The 15,045-nt window shown below is 64.3% G+C and carries 14 protein-coding genes; 8 read left to right on the forward strand and 6 right to left on the reverse strand.

Features of this window, described 5'->3' with window-relative positions:
- Positions 1 to 86: 86 nt before the first annotated feature.
- Together ACSFC7_RS14310 and ACSFC7_RS14315 are read right to left on the reverse strand one after the other, a co-directional pair.
- A complete protein-coding gene (locus tag ACSFC7_RS14310) occupies positions 87 to 1,025 on the reverse strand; it encodes a bifunctional methylenetetrahydrofolate dehydrogenase/methenyltetrahydrofolate cyclohydrolase (RefSeq protein WP_436343505.1) in 939 nt (312 codons plus the stop codon).
- 101 nt (positions 1,026 to 1,126) lie between these two features.
- Positions 1,127 to 1,939 carry an alpha/beta fold hydrolase gene (locus ACSFC7_RS14315; RefSeq protein WP_436343506.1) on the reverse strand — a complete coding sequence of 271 codons (813 nt, stop codon included), beginning with the start codon at positions 1,937 to 1,939 and terminating at the stop codon, positions 1,127 to 1,129.
- A 237-nt stretch (positions 1,940 to 2,176) separates the two neighbouring features.
- Here ACSFC7_RS14315 and ACSFC7_RS14320 point away from each other — a divergent pair, with 237 nt between their 5' ends.
- Positions 2,177 to 3,625 carry an APC family permease gene (locus tag ACSFC7_RS14320; protein ID WP_436343507.1) on the forward strand — a complete coding sequence of 483 codons (1,449 nt, stop codon included), beginning with the start codon at positions 2,177 to 2,179 and terminating at the stop codon, positions 3,623 to 3,625.
- Between the two features lie 128 nt (positions 3,626 to 3,753).
- On the opposite strand, the gene ACSFC7_RS14325 is transcribed toward ACSFC7_RS14320, so the two are convergent.
- From ACSFC7_RS14325 to glyA, 3 genes are all read right to left on the reverse strand, one after another.
- The gene (locus ACSFC7_RS14325) at positions 3,754 to 4,701 is read right to left on the reverse strand and encodes a hypothetical protein (protein ID WP_436343508.1); all 948 of its coding nucleotides are present in this window, start codon (positions 4,699 to 4,701) and stop codon (positions 3,754 to 3,756) included.
- A 236-nt stretch (positions 4,702 to 4,937) separates the two neighbouring features.
- Positions 4,938 to 5,135, reverse strand: coding sequence for a hypothetical protein (locus ACSFC7_RS14330; RefSeq protein ID WP_436343509.1), 198 nt, complete (start codon positions 5,133 to 5,135; stop codon positions 4,938 to 4,940).
- Positions 5,136 to 5,326: 191 nt separating this feature from the next.
- Positions 5,327 to 6,574: a serine hydroxymethyltransferase gene (glyA, locus tag ACSFC7_RS14335; RefSeq protein WP_436343510.1), complete on the reverse strand. Its 1,248-nt coding sequence runs from the start codon at positions 6,572 to 6,574 to the stop codon at positions 5,327 to 5,329.
- 227 nt (positions 6,575 to 6,801) lie between these two features.
- Between glyA and ACSFC7_RS14340 the strand changes: the two genes are divergently transcribed.
- The 7 genes from ACSFC7_RS14340 to ACSFC7_RS14370 all read left to right on the forward strand — a co-directional run bounded on the left by ACSFC7_RS14340 (position 6,802) and on the right by ACSFC7_RS14370 (position 14,637).
- Entirely contained in the window at positions 6,802 to 8,919 is a 2,118-nt protein-coding gene (locus ACSFC7_RS14340; protein ID WP_436343511.1) for a hypothetical protein, read from the forward strand.
- An 871-nt stretch (positions 8,920 to 9,790) separates the two neighbouring features.
- Complete coding sequence (gene tbsP, locus ACSFC7_RS14345; RefSeq protein ID WP_436343512.1) at positions 9,791 to 10,609, forward strand: transcriptional regulator TbsP; 819 nt, start codon at positions 9,791 to 9,793, stop codon at positions 10,607 to 10,609.
- A 374-nt stretch (positions 10,610 to 10,983) separates the two neighbouring features.
- Positions 10,984 to 11,688 (forward strand): RNase P subunit p30 family protein, encoded by a 705-nt coding sequence (locus ACSFC7_RS14350; RefSeq protein ID WP_436343513.1) that lies wholly within the window; start codon positions 10,984 to 10,986, stop codon positions 11,686 to 11,688.
- Positions 11,672 to 12,340, forward strand: coding sequence for a class I SAM-dependent methyltransferase (locus ACSFC7_RS14355; protein ID WP_436343514.1), 669 nt, complete (start codon positions 11,672 to 11,674; stop codon positions 12,338 to 12,340). Before ACSFC7_RS14350 ends, ACSFC7_RS14355 begins: the two co-directional genes overlap by 17 nt.
- The gene (locus ACSFC7_RS14360; RefSeq protein WP_436343515.1) at positions 12,337 to 12,822 is read left to right on the forward strand and encodes an Rpp14/Pop5 family protein; all 486 of its coding nucleotides are present in this window, start codon (positions 12,337 to 12,339) and stop codon (positions 12,820 to 12,822) included. Before ACSFC7_RS14355 ends, ACSFC7_RS14360 begins: the two co-directional genes overlap by 4 nt.
- A gap of 4 nt (positions 12,823 to 12,826) precedes the next feature.
- Complete coding sequence (gene psmA, locus ACSFC7_RS14365) at positions 12,827 to 13,585, forward strand: archaeal proteasome endopeptidase complex subunit alpha (RefSeq protein ID WP_436343516.1); 759 nt, start codon at positions 12,827 to 12,829, stop codon at positions 13,583 to 13,585.
- A gap of 326 nt (positions 13,586 to 13,911) precedes the next feature.
- Complete coding sequence (locus ACSFC7_RS14370; RefSeq protein WP_436343517.1) at positions 13,912 to 14,637, forward strand: ribosome assembly factor SBDS; 726 nt, start codon at positions 13,912 to 13,914, stop codon at positions 14,635 to 14,637.
- 49 nt (positions 14,638 to 14,686) lie between these two features.
- Here the strand turns inward: ACSFC7_RS14370 and ACSFC7_RS14375 are convergent, their stop codons facing one another.
- Complete coding sequence (locus tag ACSFC7_RS14375) at positions 14,687 to 14,995, reverse strand: FUN14 domain-containing protein (RefSeq protein ID WP_436347963.1); 309 nt, start codon at positions 14,993 to 14,995, stop codon at positions 14,687 to 14,689.
- Positions 14,996 to 15,045 lie beyond the last annotated feature (50 nt).

Below are 15,045 nucleotides of genomic sequence, written 5' to 3' on the forward strand. Positions count from 1 at the left end.
ACGGCCACGCGACCGTCGGGAGGGAATCGAAGAAGTGACGCGGCGAACTCGAAGGCAGTGAGAAACCGAATCGGACGGACCGCGTCTCAGGGCAACTCGACGTCGACGTCCGTCTGCAGGCTCGCGGCTTTGACCGTATTATACAGTAACATCGCGCGCGTCATGGGACCGACGCCGCCGGGGACGGGGGTGATCGCGCTGGCCTGCTCCGTCGCGCTCTCGAACTCGACGTCGCCGACGAGTTCGTACCCCTTCTCGTTGTCCGACTGGTCAGACTTCGTCTGACTGTCCTCCGAACGTCGTTCGGAGACGTCCACGCGGTTGACACCCACGTCGATCACGACGCTTCCCTCGCCGATCATCGAACCGTCGACGAGTTCGGGGACGCCGGCAGCGGCAACGACGATATCCGCACTGCGAGTCTTCTCGGCGAGATTCTCGGTTCGGGAGTGACAGACCGTCACCGTCGCGTTGCCGTCGTCGGCCTTCTGGATCAACAGATTCGCGAGCGGTTTGCCGACGATATCCGAACGACCGACGATCGTCACGTCTTTCCCCTCGGTCTCGACGTCGGCGCTCTCGAGCAACTTCTGGACGCCGTGGGGCGTACACGGTCGGAACCGAGCATCACCGGCGACGACGCGGCCGACGTTCTCGGGGTGAAAGCCGTCGACGTCCTTCGCGGGATCGACGCGACGGATAACCTCGCGATAGTCGACGTGATCCGGGACGGGTGCCTGGACGATGTAGCCGTGGACCTCCGGATCGTCGTTGAGGTCGGCGATCGTCTCGTACAGCTCTTCCGGGGGCGCGTCCCCGTCGACGTCGACGTGAACGCTCTCGATGCCGACCTCCTCGCAGTCGCGCTGTTTCATGTTCACGTAGGTCTGACTGGCGGGGTCGTCGCCCATCAGGACGGTCGCGAGTCCCGGTCGCGCGCCCGCGTCGGCGAGTGTTTCGATTGCGTCCGTCAGATCGTCACGGATCTGGCTCGCGACGGCGTTGCCGTCGATGATCTCGGTCATCACTCGAGTAGGCGACCGCGAGGCTATTCAACCCTCGGGTTCGTGCCCAGAATCGGGGCCGGTGAGCTCTAAATGATCACGAACGTGGATACACTTCTCGGTCAGAACCGCTCGTCGAGGAACGATCGAATCGCCTCGTTGACCGGCTCCGGTCGCTCGAGGTTCGACGTGTGCCCCGCCTCCGGGATCCGCTCCATGCGGGCGTCCGGGAGTTCCTCGAGCATCGGTTCGGCTCGCGAGGGGGCGATCGACGGGTCCTCCTCCCCGTGGACGACGAGGACGGGGACGTCGATCTCCGCGAGCCGGTCCGTGACGTCCGGCCGCTCGAGCCACGAGTGCAGTTCGTTGTACACTGCCGCGCCGGGGTAGGTCGCCCACCGGTCCACCCACTCCTCGACGAGTTCGGGATTCTCTTCGCGGGTCGTCTCGCCGAAGAGGTAGCCGGTCACGCCTTCCGCCAGCGATCGCGGATTCGGATCGGTCGACCCCTCGAGCGGTGCGACGAGTTGGCCGTACGTCTCCCGCTCTTCGGGCGTGTGCGGTGTCGCCATCGAATCGAGCAGGATCAGCCCGTCGACTCGCTCGGGGTACTCGAGCGCGAAGCGCAACGCCACGAACCCGCCCATCGACATCCCGCCGATGACGGCGCTCTCCTCGCCGATTCCGTCGAGTAGCGCGTCGCAGTCGGCGACCAGATCCGAGAGATCGTACGCCGGGGCGTACTGGTCCGTTCGTGCGCGGAGGTCGTACGCGACCGCCCGGTAGTCGGGAGCGAGCGCCTCGAGTTGCGGCCGGAACATCTCGCGATCCATCAGCGTGCCGTGAGCGAACACGACCGGCTGTCCCTCCCCGCGATCGGTCGTCACGGTCGCAGTTCTCGTTCGATACAGTGTCGTCGCCGCGTCGTCAGTCATGCTAACAGGGAACGTGATAGGCCACAAAAAGGTGCGTAATCCGGACGGTTCGAAGCCGACGCTCGAAGCCGTCTCGACAAACAGTGTCCCGTCTGACGGTAATTTGCCGGTCGGATCACCGAGAAGGATACGGTCACGGGTCGTGAGTAGTTGTGTGCCGGACAGATACGGCGAACGGATTCAGCACCAACAACCATTTTAAAGAAGGCATGGGTGTCATGCTGTAACGTACAATCGATGTCGGGGGACGAATTCAAGCTGATCAACGAGAAAGTTGGACCGATTGCCGCAGTCGCGCTACTCATCGGGACGGCGGTGGGGATGAGCATTTTCATCGTGCCGACGCAAATGGCGGCCACCGCGGGACCGAGTATCGTCGTCGCGATACTGCTCGCTATCGTACCGATGGTACTCGGCATTCTGTTGCTGTTACAACTCGGCGGGGCGATTCCGGTCGCCGGTGGGGCCTACGTCTACGCCTCGCGGCTCGTCGGTCCCTACTGGGGGTTTCTGGGGGTTGCGGTTCCGGTCATGTCGGTGTGGGCGTACCTCCTGTTCGCGGCACTCGGCTTCGCCGAGTACGTTCCCGTCTTCGCCGACTTACCCACGCTGGTCTCGGTATACCTCCTGCTCGGCGCCTTTCTGGCGTTCAACTACGTCGGCGTTCGACTGGCTGCGAACATCCAGATCGTCCTCGTCTGCCTGCTGATGGCGGCGATGATCACGTTCATCGTCGGCGGCTTCACCTCCTTCGACGCGGCGAACTTCGACCCGCTGTTCCCGTCGGGGAAGGGTGAACCGTTCGCTGACGGCTACGCGCCGTTCTTCCTGGCTGCCGTGACCCTGTACATTCCGTTCCAGGGCTTCGCGATGATCATCGAGATCGGTGAAGAACTCGAGAACCCGGCGAAGAACATCCTGCGCGTACTGGCCGCCGGGATGACGCTCGTCGCGATCCTGACGATCGGCGTCGTCGTGGCGCTGGTCGGCGCGGTGCCGTGGGAGTCGATCATCGGTGCGGACGGTGAAGCCGTGGAGGGCGGTCTCGCGGCCGTCGCCGAAGGGATCATGCCCGGCTGGGCCATCGCGTTCGTCGCCGCCGGGGCGCTCATCGCGGCTGCCACGACGACGAACACCCTGTACACCTCCTACTCGCGAACGATCATGCGTGCGGCTCGAGACGACGTCATCCCCGGCTACTTCGCGGGAATCGACGACCGGTTCGGCACGCCGAACCGCGCGCTGTTGTTACTCGCACTCCCGCCGCTGCTCTTCGCGCCGTTTACCGGTTCCTTCGACGGGATCATCGCCGTCGACGTCATCGACTGGCTCGTCACCGTTACCGTCACCGGAATCTTCATCAGTTTCATGATCAGCGGCGTCGCACTGTGGAACCTCCCGAAGATCTTCCCCGATCGGTACGAGTACTCGTTCTACAGGCTCCCGTTGCCGCTGCTCAAGGTCGTCGCCGTCGGCAACACCGTCGTCTCGGCCGTGTTCATGGTGTTCGTCGCACTGGGCGCGCCGTCCGCACTCGGACTCCAGTTCGGCTGGATCCTGCTGGTCTCGCTGCTGTACGTCTACCGGATCCGAACGTACGACACGGACGGCGAGGACCTGCGGGACAAGATGTCGCTGTTACACAAACACGAGGCGATCGACGGCGACAGTGACGGTAGCGACTGATACGGTCTGCTGTACCGATTTACCGGAGCAACCGCAGGCCGGCTCGCGGTTGCTCCGGAAATGACTTACAACAGACCGTATGACGCGCCCCGCTCTCGAATGCCGTCTTTTCGACCCGGTCGAATCCGTTAGCGTCGATCGGCCGTGCCCGGCTCCGAGACCTCCCACTCGTCGGTGTCGCGTTCGGCCGTGACGACGGCCTCGTACGCCGCCTCGAGGTCGGTGTACTCGTCCGTCTCGACGGCGTCGAGCAACCGGGTCGCCTGTCGCTCGTGAACCTCTCGGGCCGCCTCGAGTGCGTCCGCGTCGACGGTCACGTCGTTCGCCTCGAGTTCAGATCCCAGACGGTCCGTCCACGCGTCAGCCTCGAGCAGGACGACCGCCCGGTCGTCGACCGACAGCGGCGGTTTCCCGGCGACGTGTTCACCGGTGCCGACGAGGCCGTGGGTCTCGATGGCCTCGAGAATCCCGACGACGGCCGATTCGGGGATGTCGTTCGCCACGTCGGCCATCACGCCGTCGAAGACCACGGGATCGATCGGTGCGTCCATCGTCTCGGGGCGCGGCGTGGGATCGCCCTCGCGCTCGCGGGCGATGGTCTCCTCGGCGACGGGATCGCTGTCGTCGGCCACGCCCGGGAGCGGTTCGGCGCGGTAGGGTTCGCCGTCGTCGAACCGAACCGGGACGAAACCGATCGTCTCGGCGGCCGTAATCGCGTCGAACAGCAGCGGTCGGGCGGCGTCGTAGGTATCGAGGTCGAGCCCCAGTCCCTCGGGCGGTTCGGCCCGCACCAGCGGATCGGGGACCGGGGCGACGATTTCGCCGTCCTCCTCGCGAAGCTGTCTGGGATACGGCGCGTCGGCCGTCTGCTCGTCCGGAATCCCGCTGACGACGAGCATCGGCTCGTCCTCGTACTCGTCGATCCCCCAGTCGACGTGGTCACCGCTCTCGGCGTCCATGAACTCGGCGACCGGCGTCAACTCGAGGGCGAGTTCGGAGGCCGCCGTGGTTTCGGTCTCCCGGAGCTCGAGCAGCCGCTCGTCGTCCAGAATCGTTCCGGTCGGGTTGATCGACATCGACGGCGCTACGGCGAGCCGAAGCAAAAGCCGCGTGCCGGCGAGTGGCAGGGCCGACGGGAGCGGCCGAGAGCGGGCCCGTCGTTCCGATCGGCGAGCGAACGGCCCGCCGATCCACCCACCAACCAGTCGACAGCAGATACCGCGGACGCGCAGGGTGACGGCAAAACCACTGCGTGCATATTCCGGTGCGATACCGTACGGGTCGCTCGAGGGCCCTCGCTATCGCCGACCACTTACGCGTCTTCCTCCGGTTCGACGGGTTCTCCGCCGCCGCGACGCCGCTCCCGTTCCTGCTGTGGGGCCGCCTCGTCGTCGCTCGAGTCGTCGTCCGCGTCGACCGGTTCGGCGTCGGAATCAGTCTCGTCCTCGGTGCGTTCCTGTTCGTCGTGCGGCGGTCGTTCCGGGTCGTCCGGCCTGGATTCGTCGGTCATGGGTGAACTGAGTCCGTTTCGGTCGGTCGTGAGTCGGTTCGACTCGACGGTGGTGTGTCGTCATCCCAATCGTGTCGGAACACCCTCACGTTGAATGTTACCGTACACCACTGTCGGCGTTGTGCCTGAGTGTTCCGACCGTCATCCGAAAAACGAGACTCGAGTGCCTAGCGGAGCAGTAACGCCGAATTCTACTCGTACAGCGGGTTCTCGTCACACAGCGACTGGACTTCCTCGCGGACCTCGCCGATGACCGACTCGTCTTCCGGCGCGTCGATGACGCGGGCGATCAGGTCGCCCACCGCGCGGCAGTCGTCCTCGTCGAAGCCGCGGGTGGTCAGCGCGGGCGTGCCGGCGCGGATGCCCGAGGGGTCGAACGCCGAGCGCGTCTCGCCGGGGACCGTGTTCCCGTTGAGGACGATGCCGGCGTCCTCGAGCGCCTCTTCAGCGTCGCCGCCGGACGTGTCGGGGTGGCTCTCCCGGAGGTCGACGAGCACGAGGTGGTTGTCCGTGCCGTCGGAGACCAGCGAGAATCCGTTGTCGACGAGGCTCTCGCCGAGCGCTTTCGCGTTCGCGATCGTCTGGGAGGCGTAGTCTTCGAACTCTGGCTCGAGCGCTTCCTTGAAGCCGACGGCCTTGCCGGCGACGTTGTGCATGAGGGGACCGCCCTGCCCGCCCGGGAAGACCGCCGAATCGATGTCGTCGGCGTACTCCTCGTCGCACATGACGATGCCGCCGCGACCGGAGCGGATGGTCTTGTGGGTCGAGCCGGTGACGAAGTCGGCAGTACCGACCGGCGAGTCGTGGACGCCGGCGGCGACGAGACCCGTGATGTGAGCGATGTCGGCGAGGTGAAGCGCGTCGACGCTGTCGGCGGCCTCCTGGATGCGCCCCCACTCGATCTCGCGCGGGTACGCGGAGTAGCCCGAGACGATGACGTCGGGTTCGAACTCCTCGGCCTGCTCGGCCAGCCCTTCGTAGTCGAGGTAGCCCGTCTCGGGGTCGACCTCGTACTGCTCGACGTCGTAGAGCTGGCCGACGAAGTTCGCCGGATGACCGTGGCTCAGGTGACCGCCGTGGGTCAGGTCCAGCGAGAGAATCTTGTCGCCGGGCTCGAGCATCGCGAAGTAGACGGCCTGATTGGCCTGCGTGCCCGAGTGGGGCTGGACGTTGACGTGCTCGGCGCCGAAGAGCTCTTTCGCGCGGTCGATGGCGAGCTGTTCGACCTCGTCGGCGTACTCACAGCCGCCGTAGTAGCGCGAGTCGGGATAGCCCTCCGCGTACTTGTTCGTCAGCGCGCTGCCCTGGGCGTCGATGACCGCCTCGCTGGCGTGGTTCTCGCTGGCGATCATCTGGAGCGAGTTCCGCTGGCGATCTACCTCTCCCTCGAGTGCATCGGCGACGGCGGGATCGACGTCCCGGACGTGCTCGTGTTCCATGTTCGATGTGCGGTCTGGCGTCCGCATAAGTGTACCCGTCTTCGGCAAGTGGAGCCACTACTCGCCGCGTCTCGAGCGGCGTATCGACGGTACATCGACGAAGATCGAGACGGTCGACGCCAGCCCCGAACCGACGAGTTTCGGCAGTGCTGGAAACGAGCGGTCGCACACTCGTTTTTCGGGCACCCGATACAACTAACTTTCCGGAGGAACATTCAGCGTACCGAATGATAGAGTGGGCGATGGACGACGGGACGCTCCGTGTGACCGACGCCGATAACACCGAGTTGTCGGTTCACGGTGGCGAACTCGCCGTCGATGGTCCCGGTCCCGATATCCAGCGCCCGGTCGACGAGACAGTCGTCGTGACGACGGACGAACTCCGATTTCCCCACGCCGTCGCCTACGCGTTCTCGCTCGGGTCCGACGAACAACACGAACTCGATCCCGACGGCTCACCGCTCTCGCTTCCGCCCGGCGAGTACGTCGTCGACATCGACACCGAGATCAAGACCTATCTCCGCTTTTCCGGCTCGGCGACGATCGAAAAGACCGACGGCTTCGAGGAGACCGTCGTCACGTTTCCGGATCGTATCCGCGTCGTCGTCGGCTTTCGAAGCCACCACGAACTCCCCGCAGGCACGATTACCGTCCCGGACACGCCGGACGGAATCGCAGCGGGAATCTCGCATCTCGCCTCCTCGCACAAGACGGACGGACCGGACCGAACCTATCCGACCCTCCGCGGCCACCCCTCGCGCCTCGAGTGTGGCGACTCCCTCGAGATACCCGACTGCATTCGCGAGGACTTCTCCGGATCCGGCATCGAACTGGTCGTGCCGCCGGAGTACGAGTCGCTGTTCGTGACCGCCCCGCTGGCCTACTACCTCCAGGCGACCGTCCGGACCAGCGATCGCCGCGGAACCGAGCCCGTTCGTCCGACACTCCGGGTTCCGGAGTTCGCGGTCGAAAAACGCCTCTCGCCGATGCCCGGACTCGAGTCCGACGTCGAGCGCCTGCTACGCAAGACGTTCTTCCTCGACTGTCTCGTGCGCAACAGCGGGCCGTACGGGACGGCTCTGGCGGAACAGAGCGTCCTCGAGGTGCTCGGTCTTGATGCCGACGAACTCTACGAAGCGAGCCCACAGGAGCGACTCGCGACCTATCTCGACGTCCCCTACGCCGCGATCGAACACCGACTCCCCGACTGGCACCTCTCGACGTACGTCTCGCCGACGTACGAGAGCGTCGAGTCGCTCCCTTTCCTGCTCGACCGGCTGAGCATGATCTACACCCCCCGTACCTCCGAACTCGAGGGGCGGGAACTGGTCGAACGGTCGCTGGAGGACTTCTACCGCGGCGGCGCTCGCGGCTCCGGTCCCGAACCGGCCCCGCTCGATAGAGCGAGCGCCGGCAAAATCGCGTCGGTAGACATCGTCAAACCCGAACTCCGGAACGGGCGGGTCCACGGCTGGCTGGCGGACGGCGTCCCCATCGACGTCTTCAAAACGACGCTCGACGCCTACCACAACCGACTCGACTTCATCGAGCGCTCGAGCGATTCGACCTCGATCTGTGTCGTCCTGAACGATCCGGAGATGGCCGGAGAGCACGACGACGTCGCCAGAATCTACCGCCAGCGCTCCGAGGAGCTGACGATGGACGTAACGGTCGAGGAGTCGCTCACGACGGCCGAACTCGCTCGCGTCTTCGAGGACGAGCACGACTTCGTCCACTACATCGGCCACTGCGAGACCGACGGACTGCGCTGTCCGGACGGCTATCTCTCGACCGACTCCCTGCGTCGCAGTAACGCCCAGACGTTCTTCCTCAACGCGTGTGGCTCCTACTACGAGGGGATGGGACTGATCGAGAAGGGCAGCGTCGCCGGGGCGGTCACGTTCACGAAGGTGTTGAACGACCACGCGATCAAGGTCGGCTCGACGTTCGCCAAACTGCTCGTCCACGGGTTCAGTATCGAGCGCGCGATGGGGCTCGCACGCCGGCGTATCATGATGGGGAAAGACTACGCCGTCGTCGGCGACGGAACCCACTCGCTCATCCAGGGCGAACACCAGCTTCCGATCACCATCACGCTCGAGCAACTTGACAACGAGACCGACCAGTATCTGGCCACGTTCGACTGCTACTCGACGCGCGTCACCGGCTCGTACTACTTCCCGCACACCGAAGATAACGAGTACGCGTATCTCTGCGGCGGGACGTCGAACTTCACGCTCTCCGCGTCCGGAGTACACTCCTTGCTCCACGAAACCGACGCGTCGGTCATCTACGACGGTGATCTCTACTGGTCGAAAGAACTCGCAGACCGATTCGACCGCTGACTAGGGCCCGCTGTAGGTCGTGACTCGTTTCGACCGTAGTATCTCCGACTGCGACGACTGGTCAACTCCGTCGACCGTCACGTCTCGAGAACGGTTGTACGTGTCACGCATGCAACCGTCTTTGGCCGACATATTTATATGCATGTTGGATCAGTAACCGCCGGACTCACCCTCATTTTACCGCCGCGTTCGAGAACGTATCCTCGAGTCGACGACGGCCGTGTGTTCACCGGGGGAATCGACGTCTCTATCCCGCGATAGCGAACGCATCGGCAGTGTCGCGGTAACTGATCGATTTCTGTCGATCGTCGTCGGGCCGCTTCCAGCTGGTGACTCGAAGCTCGTCGGCGGGCCGCTTCCAGCTGGTAACTCGAAGCTCGTCGTCGGACCGCCTCCAGCTGGTGACTCGAAGCGGTCCCGATTCAGTTACGGTTCGATGCAGTTATCTAAACCCCTCGATATGTTTAAATAGAGTTGTGTGTACCGTGGTACCGTATGGAACCAATGCTCATACTCGAGACCAGTACCGCACTGTACGATGCAGCTATGGCCGCGGCATCGCTGGTGGGAGACCTCGATATTCTCAACCGGGTCAGTACGTACAGCGGTCCCTGAACCGAGCGACACCGCCGACCGTTCGTTCGAGATCGGCGTCGGTCCGAGAGCGTCCCGATCGGTCGATCGAACCGACCGCCCACCGCACGACCCGCCCGCGATCTTGTTACGCGATCGTCATTGAATCTTGAAAGCCCGCTGAAAAATCGATGGAAGAATCGACAAATCCTACCGCGAACCTCGACAGAGTTCAAGTTGTAGCGACGAATCGGCCAACAAAATTAAGTGCTTCGCAAACGCTTACTTCTGTATAGACATGACCTCGAATTTACTCAACCACCAGATTGACGATATCCTCGAATCCATCCTCGAGGACGCGTCGGGGGACGTTTACATGGTCAACCCGTCGGCGGATGCGATCGAAGAGTTCGTTTCAGTCGCGACCGCGTTCGACGGCGACCTGCCGTCGGTACACATGCTCGCCGACGAGCGCACCCTGAAGGACGTAATGGACGACTTCATCGTCGCCTCGAACGCCGCCGACCTCATCAGCGAGGACGCGCTCGCACTCCGCACACTCGAGGAGGCGCCCGAGAACTCGCTGCTCGTGACCGACGAGCGCGTCATCGCCGTCGTCCACGCCGGCGACCGCGTCGGCGGCCTCGTCACCGACGACGACAGTTTCGTCGAGGACACATTCGATACCTACGCAGCCCGCTGGGACGACGCCTCCCAGTTCAACCTCCGGACGCCGCCGATTACGGCCGTTCGCGAGACCCTCTCCGACGAGATCAGTCCCGACGCCGAGGCGGACTTCACGGCGATCCTCGACTCGCTCGAGACCGCCCGCGGCGACGGCGACGGTCTCGACGAAGTGACGATTTCGCTGCTCGTCGCCGCCAAGAACGAAGCGCTGCTGTACGACATCAGCAAGTGGGGCGAGGACGTCGGCATCGCGTCCAAGGCCACGTTCAGCCGAACGAAGACCAAACTCGAGGATATGGGCCTCATCGACACCGAGAAGGTCCCGATCGACGTCGGCCGGCCGCGACTCCGACTCAAGATCGGCGACGACCGACTCCGCGAGGCCGACAACGGTCAGCTCGCGACGGTGGCGCAGTCGATTCTCAACTAGGACAAACGAAATTTCACTCTGCGTTTGTTTCGCGCTGACGGCAGCGTAGCTGCCGCACAGCGCGCTGGCACTCGGTAAAATTTCGATCAAAAGCACTCCTCCTTCCGTTCTCTCGCTCGATAGCGACGCTTCGCGTCGCACTCTCGCTCGGCTCACGGCTTCGCCGTTCGCTTTCCGCGGCGCTACGCGCCGCGCTACTCACATCAGTCGTCGGCCCGCTCGCTCACTACGTTCGCTCGCGGTGAGCGTCGGGTGACGGCCTGCCCTCCCCCGGGTCGCACGCTCGCCGGGTTCCGGCGAGCGTGCTCCCGGCCACGAATTTCTGTTCGGTAGATGGCGCAAACCCCAAGTCGCCGCCGTGAGACGACTCGAGTATGTACGAGGCCGTCCACGCCCATCCCGACGGAGAGAGCACGGTCGCCAGACTCGCGAAGACGGCGGCCGACTACGGCTTCGAGGGCGTGGTCGTGCGCAACCACCACGACTCGCGGGCGGAGTACGACGCGGCGGCGATCCGCGAGGAGTACGACATCGACGTCGTGGAGGGCGTCGAGATCCGAGCCGACAGCCCCCAGCAGGCCGGTGGCTCCGTCGGCAACTATCGCACCGATCAGACCATCGTCGCGCTACACGGCGGGACGAACGATATGAATCGGTTCGCGGTCGAGAACGACAAGATCGACATCCTCGCCCATCCGATGACCGACCGCGGCGACATCAATCACGTCCTCGTGAAAGCCGCCGTCGAGAACGGCGTCCGCCTCGAGTTCAACCTCTCGGGCGTCCTCCGAAAGAGCGGCGGCCGTCGGGTCAGGGTCGTCCAGTCGCTGCGCAAACTCGAGGAGATCGTCGACTACTACGACGCGCCCTACGTCGTGAGCGCGGACCCCACCTCGCACCTCGAGTTGCGCGCGCCCCGAGAACTGATCGCCGTGGGAGAGCAACTCGGGTTCTCGAGCGAGTTCGTCGAGGACGGGCTCGCGGAGTGGGGCCGGTTGGCCGAGCGCAATCGAGAGATCCAGTCCGAGTCGTTCATTGAGCCCGGGGTCGAACGAGGGAGATATGAAGAAGAGCCTTGAGGACCACGCCGCTCGATTCGACGAGAAAGCCGGCGAGTACGACGAGTCGAAGTCCGACGAGTACCGCGCCTGTGCGAACCTCGTGATCGAACACGCCGCCCCCGAGGAAGACGACATTATCCTCGACCTCGGAACGGGGACGGGTGCCATCGCGCTCGCACTCGCGCCCGACGCGGACCGCGTCGTCGGCCGCGACATCAGCAAGGGCATGATGGCCGAAGCCGAAGCGAAAGCCGAGGAGGAGGGGCTCGAGAACCTCGAGTTCGGCCGCGGAACCTTCCGAGAGCCGGATTACGACGACGACATCGACGTCGTCACCTCGAACTTCGCGCTCCACCACCTCTCGGACGAGGAAAAACGCGAGGCGATCGAGGTCATCGCCGGGCTCGAGCCCCGGAAATTCGTCCTCGGGGACGTGATGTTCTTCGGCGAACCCGATCCCGAGGCGCCGTTCTACTCCCCCGACGTGGACGATCCGGCGACCGTCGGCGTCCTCGCGGACGCCTTCACCGACGCGGGCTTCTCGCTGACCGCCGTCGAGCGGGTCCACGATCAGGTCGGGGTACTGGTCGCAGAACGAACGCCGACCGCGACGGGGACGGTGGCCGACGAGGTGGACGGTGACGCCACCGACGGCGCCGGCGACGAATGAAGCACCTCCCGAAACACCTCCAGCCGCGCTGGCGGTATCTCGCCGTCGAACTCGAGAGCTGGCCCGACGCGTCGATCGACCGGCGCGCGTTCCAGCGCGAGTGCTGGTACGCGGCCCAGAACCTGCTGGGCGATCCGGGCAGCGCTCGCGCCGATATGACGGTCGTCAGATTCGATTTCGACGGCGGAACCGGCAAAGCGATCGTTCGAGTCCGCCGCGGCGAAACCGAACCGGCTCGCGCGGCCGTCGCCTGTATCGACCGTATCGACGGCTCTCCGGTCGGAATTCGGCTCCGCGGTATCAGTGGTACGATCCGTGCCGCTGAAGAAAACTATTTAGGTAAACGCCGGCAAGATTCGGAAGAGAGAAACGTCGTGTTCGGGAACGAGGAGCGAGTCGCCGTCCTGCGGGAATGCGGTGCAGACGTGCGAGTCGATGAGGCGTTCACGGGCGCGACAGACCTCGATTACGATTTAGCGTGAGACTATGCAGGGACAACAACAACAGCAGGCATACGACCGAGGCATCACGATCTTCTCGCCGGACGGCCGACTCTACCAGGTCGAGTACGCCCGCGAGGCTGTCAAACGAGGAACAGCGAGTATCGGCGTCCGAACGAAGGACGGCGTCGTCCTCGCCGTCGACAAGCGAGTCCCCTCCCCGCTGCTCGAGGACTCGAGCGTCGAGAAGATTCACAAGGCCGACAACCACGTCGGGATCGCGAGCGCCGGCCACGTGGCCGACGCCCGCCAACTGATCGACTTCGCCCGCCGCCAGACGCAGGTCAACCAGCTCCGATACGGCGAGCCGATCGGCGTCGAGACGCTGACCAAGGAAGTCACCGACCACATCCAGCAGTACACGCAGGTCGGCGGTGCCCGCCCGTTCGGCGTCGCGCTGATCGTCGGCGGTATCGACAACGGCGAACCGCGCCTGTTCGAGACCGACCCGTCGGGCACCCCGTACGAGTGGAAGGCCCTCGCCGTTGGCTCGGACCGCGGCGAACTCCAGGAGTATCTCGAGGAGAACTACGACGAGGAATCCGACCTCGACGGCGGCATCGCGCTCGCACTCGACGCGCTCGCGTCAGTCAACGAGGGCTCGCTGCTGCCCAACGAAGTCGGCCTCGCGACGATCGACGTCGAGAGCGAATCCTTCGAGCAGTTCGACCACGACACGATCGAGTCCCACCTCGAGGAGAACGAACTCCTCGACGACGGTGAGGACGAGGAACCCGAAGAGTAATTGACATCCTCCCGCGCCTAAAGACGTCTCCAGAACGCTCCGCGTTCTGGTGTGCGAACGAGACGCGTCGCGTCTCGTTAACGCGGGAATCCACGAAGTGGATATTCAGGTTGCGCGTTTCCTCGGGGTTCAAGTACGCTTTCGCGTGACCCTTCGACGGTAGCCGCCCAGTTGTGACCAAGGCCGTGGCATTGCGCCTGTTCAACCTGTAATCGAGACGGCGGCACTCCTCGCGGTTTCGTACCGATCGGCCCGCGCGAAGCCGGACGATCGCGGCGGATGCCGTCAGGAAAAGCTCTTTTAGGCGGCCGGGGGTACTCCCTGGTATGATATCGCTCGACGAGGCGGTGACGGCGCGACTCGAGTCACACGGGGCGCGCTTCGAAGTGCTCGTAGACCCGGATGCGGCGCTTTCGATCAAACGCGACGAGTTCGACGGCGACCTGGAGGGGGTCATCGCCGCCGAAGACGTCTTCGAGGACGCCTCCCGCGGCGACCGCCCCGCCGAGGACGACCTCGAGAAGGTCTTCGACACGACCGACCCGCTCGAAATCATCCCGGAAGTGATCAAGGAGGGAGAGATCCAGATCACGGCCGACCAGCGCCGCGAGATGCAAGAACAGAAGCGCAGACAGTTGATCGACACCATCACGCGGAACGCGGTCAACCCGCAGATGGACAACGCGCCGCATCCACCCGAGCGTATCGAGAACGCGCTCGAGGAGGCCGGTTTTACCGTCGATCCGATGGAACCGGTCCAACAGCAGGTCGACGACGCACTGGATGCACTGCGGCCGGTGATTCCGATCCGGTTCGAGGAAGTGACGATCGCGGCCCAGATCCCCGCCGAGTACGCCGGCAGCGCGCAGGCACAGGTCCGCCAGTTCGGCGAACTCGAGCGCGAGGAGTGGCAGCCCGACGGCTCCTGGATCGGCGTCGTGACGTTTCCCGCGGGGTTGCAAAACGAGTTCTACAACGTCGTCAACGAGCACTCGAGCGGGAACGCGGAGACGGAGATCATCAAGGACAAGGACGATCTGAAGACGCGATGAGCCGAGGGAGCGTCGGTCGAAACCCGACGCGATGAGGCGGGGCCGATCGCTAGCCGCGGTGATAGCCGATCAGGAATCCGCTCGTAAACCCGCCGCCGATCGCCACCATCGAGAAAACCGACTCGAGCCAGTGGATCTCCTGTGCGTGGTCCTGCGTTTCGACGAGGCCGGCCGTGAGACGATTCCAGTCGACGGTTACGATCTCCTGTGACTCGAGGTAGCGGAAGGCCATCAACTGGACGCCGATGACGATAGCGAGAAGTTTCGCGACCTGCTTCGTGGCGAATCCCAGTACCGCCCCGATGACCGCCCCACCGCCGAACTCGAGACCGAGCGTCGTCGGATCGACGTTTAGCATCACGGCTTCGTATTCGAGTCGGGTACAATGACTGTTGTGATAGACGTACT

It is taken from the genome of Natronorubrum halobium (genome assembly GCF_051351675.1).
Lineage (GTDB): Archaea > Halobacteriota > Halobacteria > Halobacteriales > Natrialbaceae > Natronorubrum.

Excerpts from the sequence above, each read along its gene's own strand:
- ACSFC7_RS14310 (WP_436343505.1), bottom strand. The coding sequence starts at position 1,025 with ATGACCGAGATCATCGACGGCAACGCCGTCGCGAGCCAGATCCGTGAC.
- ACSFC7_RS14315 (WP_436343506.1), bottom strand. The coding sequence starts at position 1,939 with ATGACTGACGACGCGGCGACGACACTGTATCGAACGAGAACTGCGACC.
- ACSFC7_RS14320 (WP_436343507.1), top strand. The coding sequence starts at position 2,177 with ATGTCGGGGGACGAATTCAAGCTGATCAACGAGAAAGTTGGACCGATT.
- ACSFC7_RS14325 (WP_436343508.1), bottom strand. The coding sequence starts at position 4,701 with ATGTCGATCAACCCGACCGGAACGATTCTGGACGACGAGCGGCTGCTC.
- ACSFC7_RS14330 (WP_436343509.1), bottom strand. The coding sequence starts at position 5,135 with ATGACCGACGAATCCAGGCCGGACGACCCGGAACGACCGCCGCACGAC.
- glyA (WP_436343510.1), bottom strand. The coding sequence starts at position 6,574 with ATGGAACACGAGCACGTCCGGGACGTCGATCCCGCCGTCGCCGATGCA.
- ACSFC7_RS14340 (WP_436343511.1), top strand. The coding sequence starts at position 6,802 with ATGATAGAGTGGGCGATGGACGACGGGACGCTCCGTGTGACCGACGCC.
- tbsP (WP_436343512.1), top strand. The coding sequence starts at position 9,791 with ATGACCTCGAATTTACTCAACCACCAGATTGACGATATCCTCGAATCC.
- ACSFC7_RS14350 (WP_436343513.1), top strand. The coding sequence starts at position 10,984 with ATGTACGAGGCCGTCCACGCCCATCCCGACGGAGAGAGCACGGTCGCC.
- ACSFC7_RS14355 (WP_436343514.1), top strand. The coding sequence starts at position 11,672 with ATGAAGAAGAGCCTTGAGGACCACGCCGCTCGATTCGACGAGAAAGCC.
- ACSFC7_RS14360 (WP_436343515.1), top strand. The coding sequence starts at position 12,337 with ATGAAGCACCTCCCGAAACACCTCCAGCCGCGCTGGCGGTATCTCGCC.
- psmA (WP_436343516.1), top strand. The coding sequence starts at position 12,827 with ATGCAGGGACAACAACAACAGCAGGCATACGACCGAGGCATCACGATC.
- ACSFC7_RS14370 (WP_436343517.1), top strand. The coding sequence starts at position 13,912 with ATGATATCGCTCGACGAGGCGGTGACGGCGCGACTCGAGTCACACGGG.
- ACSFC7_RS14375 (WP_436347963.1), bottom strand. The coding sequence starts at position 14,995 with ATGCTAAACGTCGATCCGACGACGCTCGGTCTCGAGTTCGGCGGTGGG.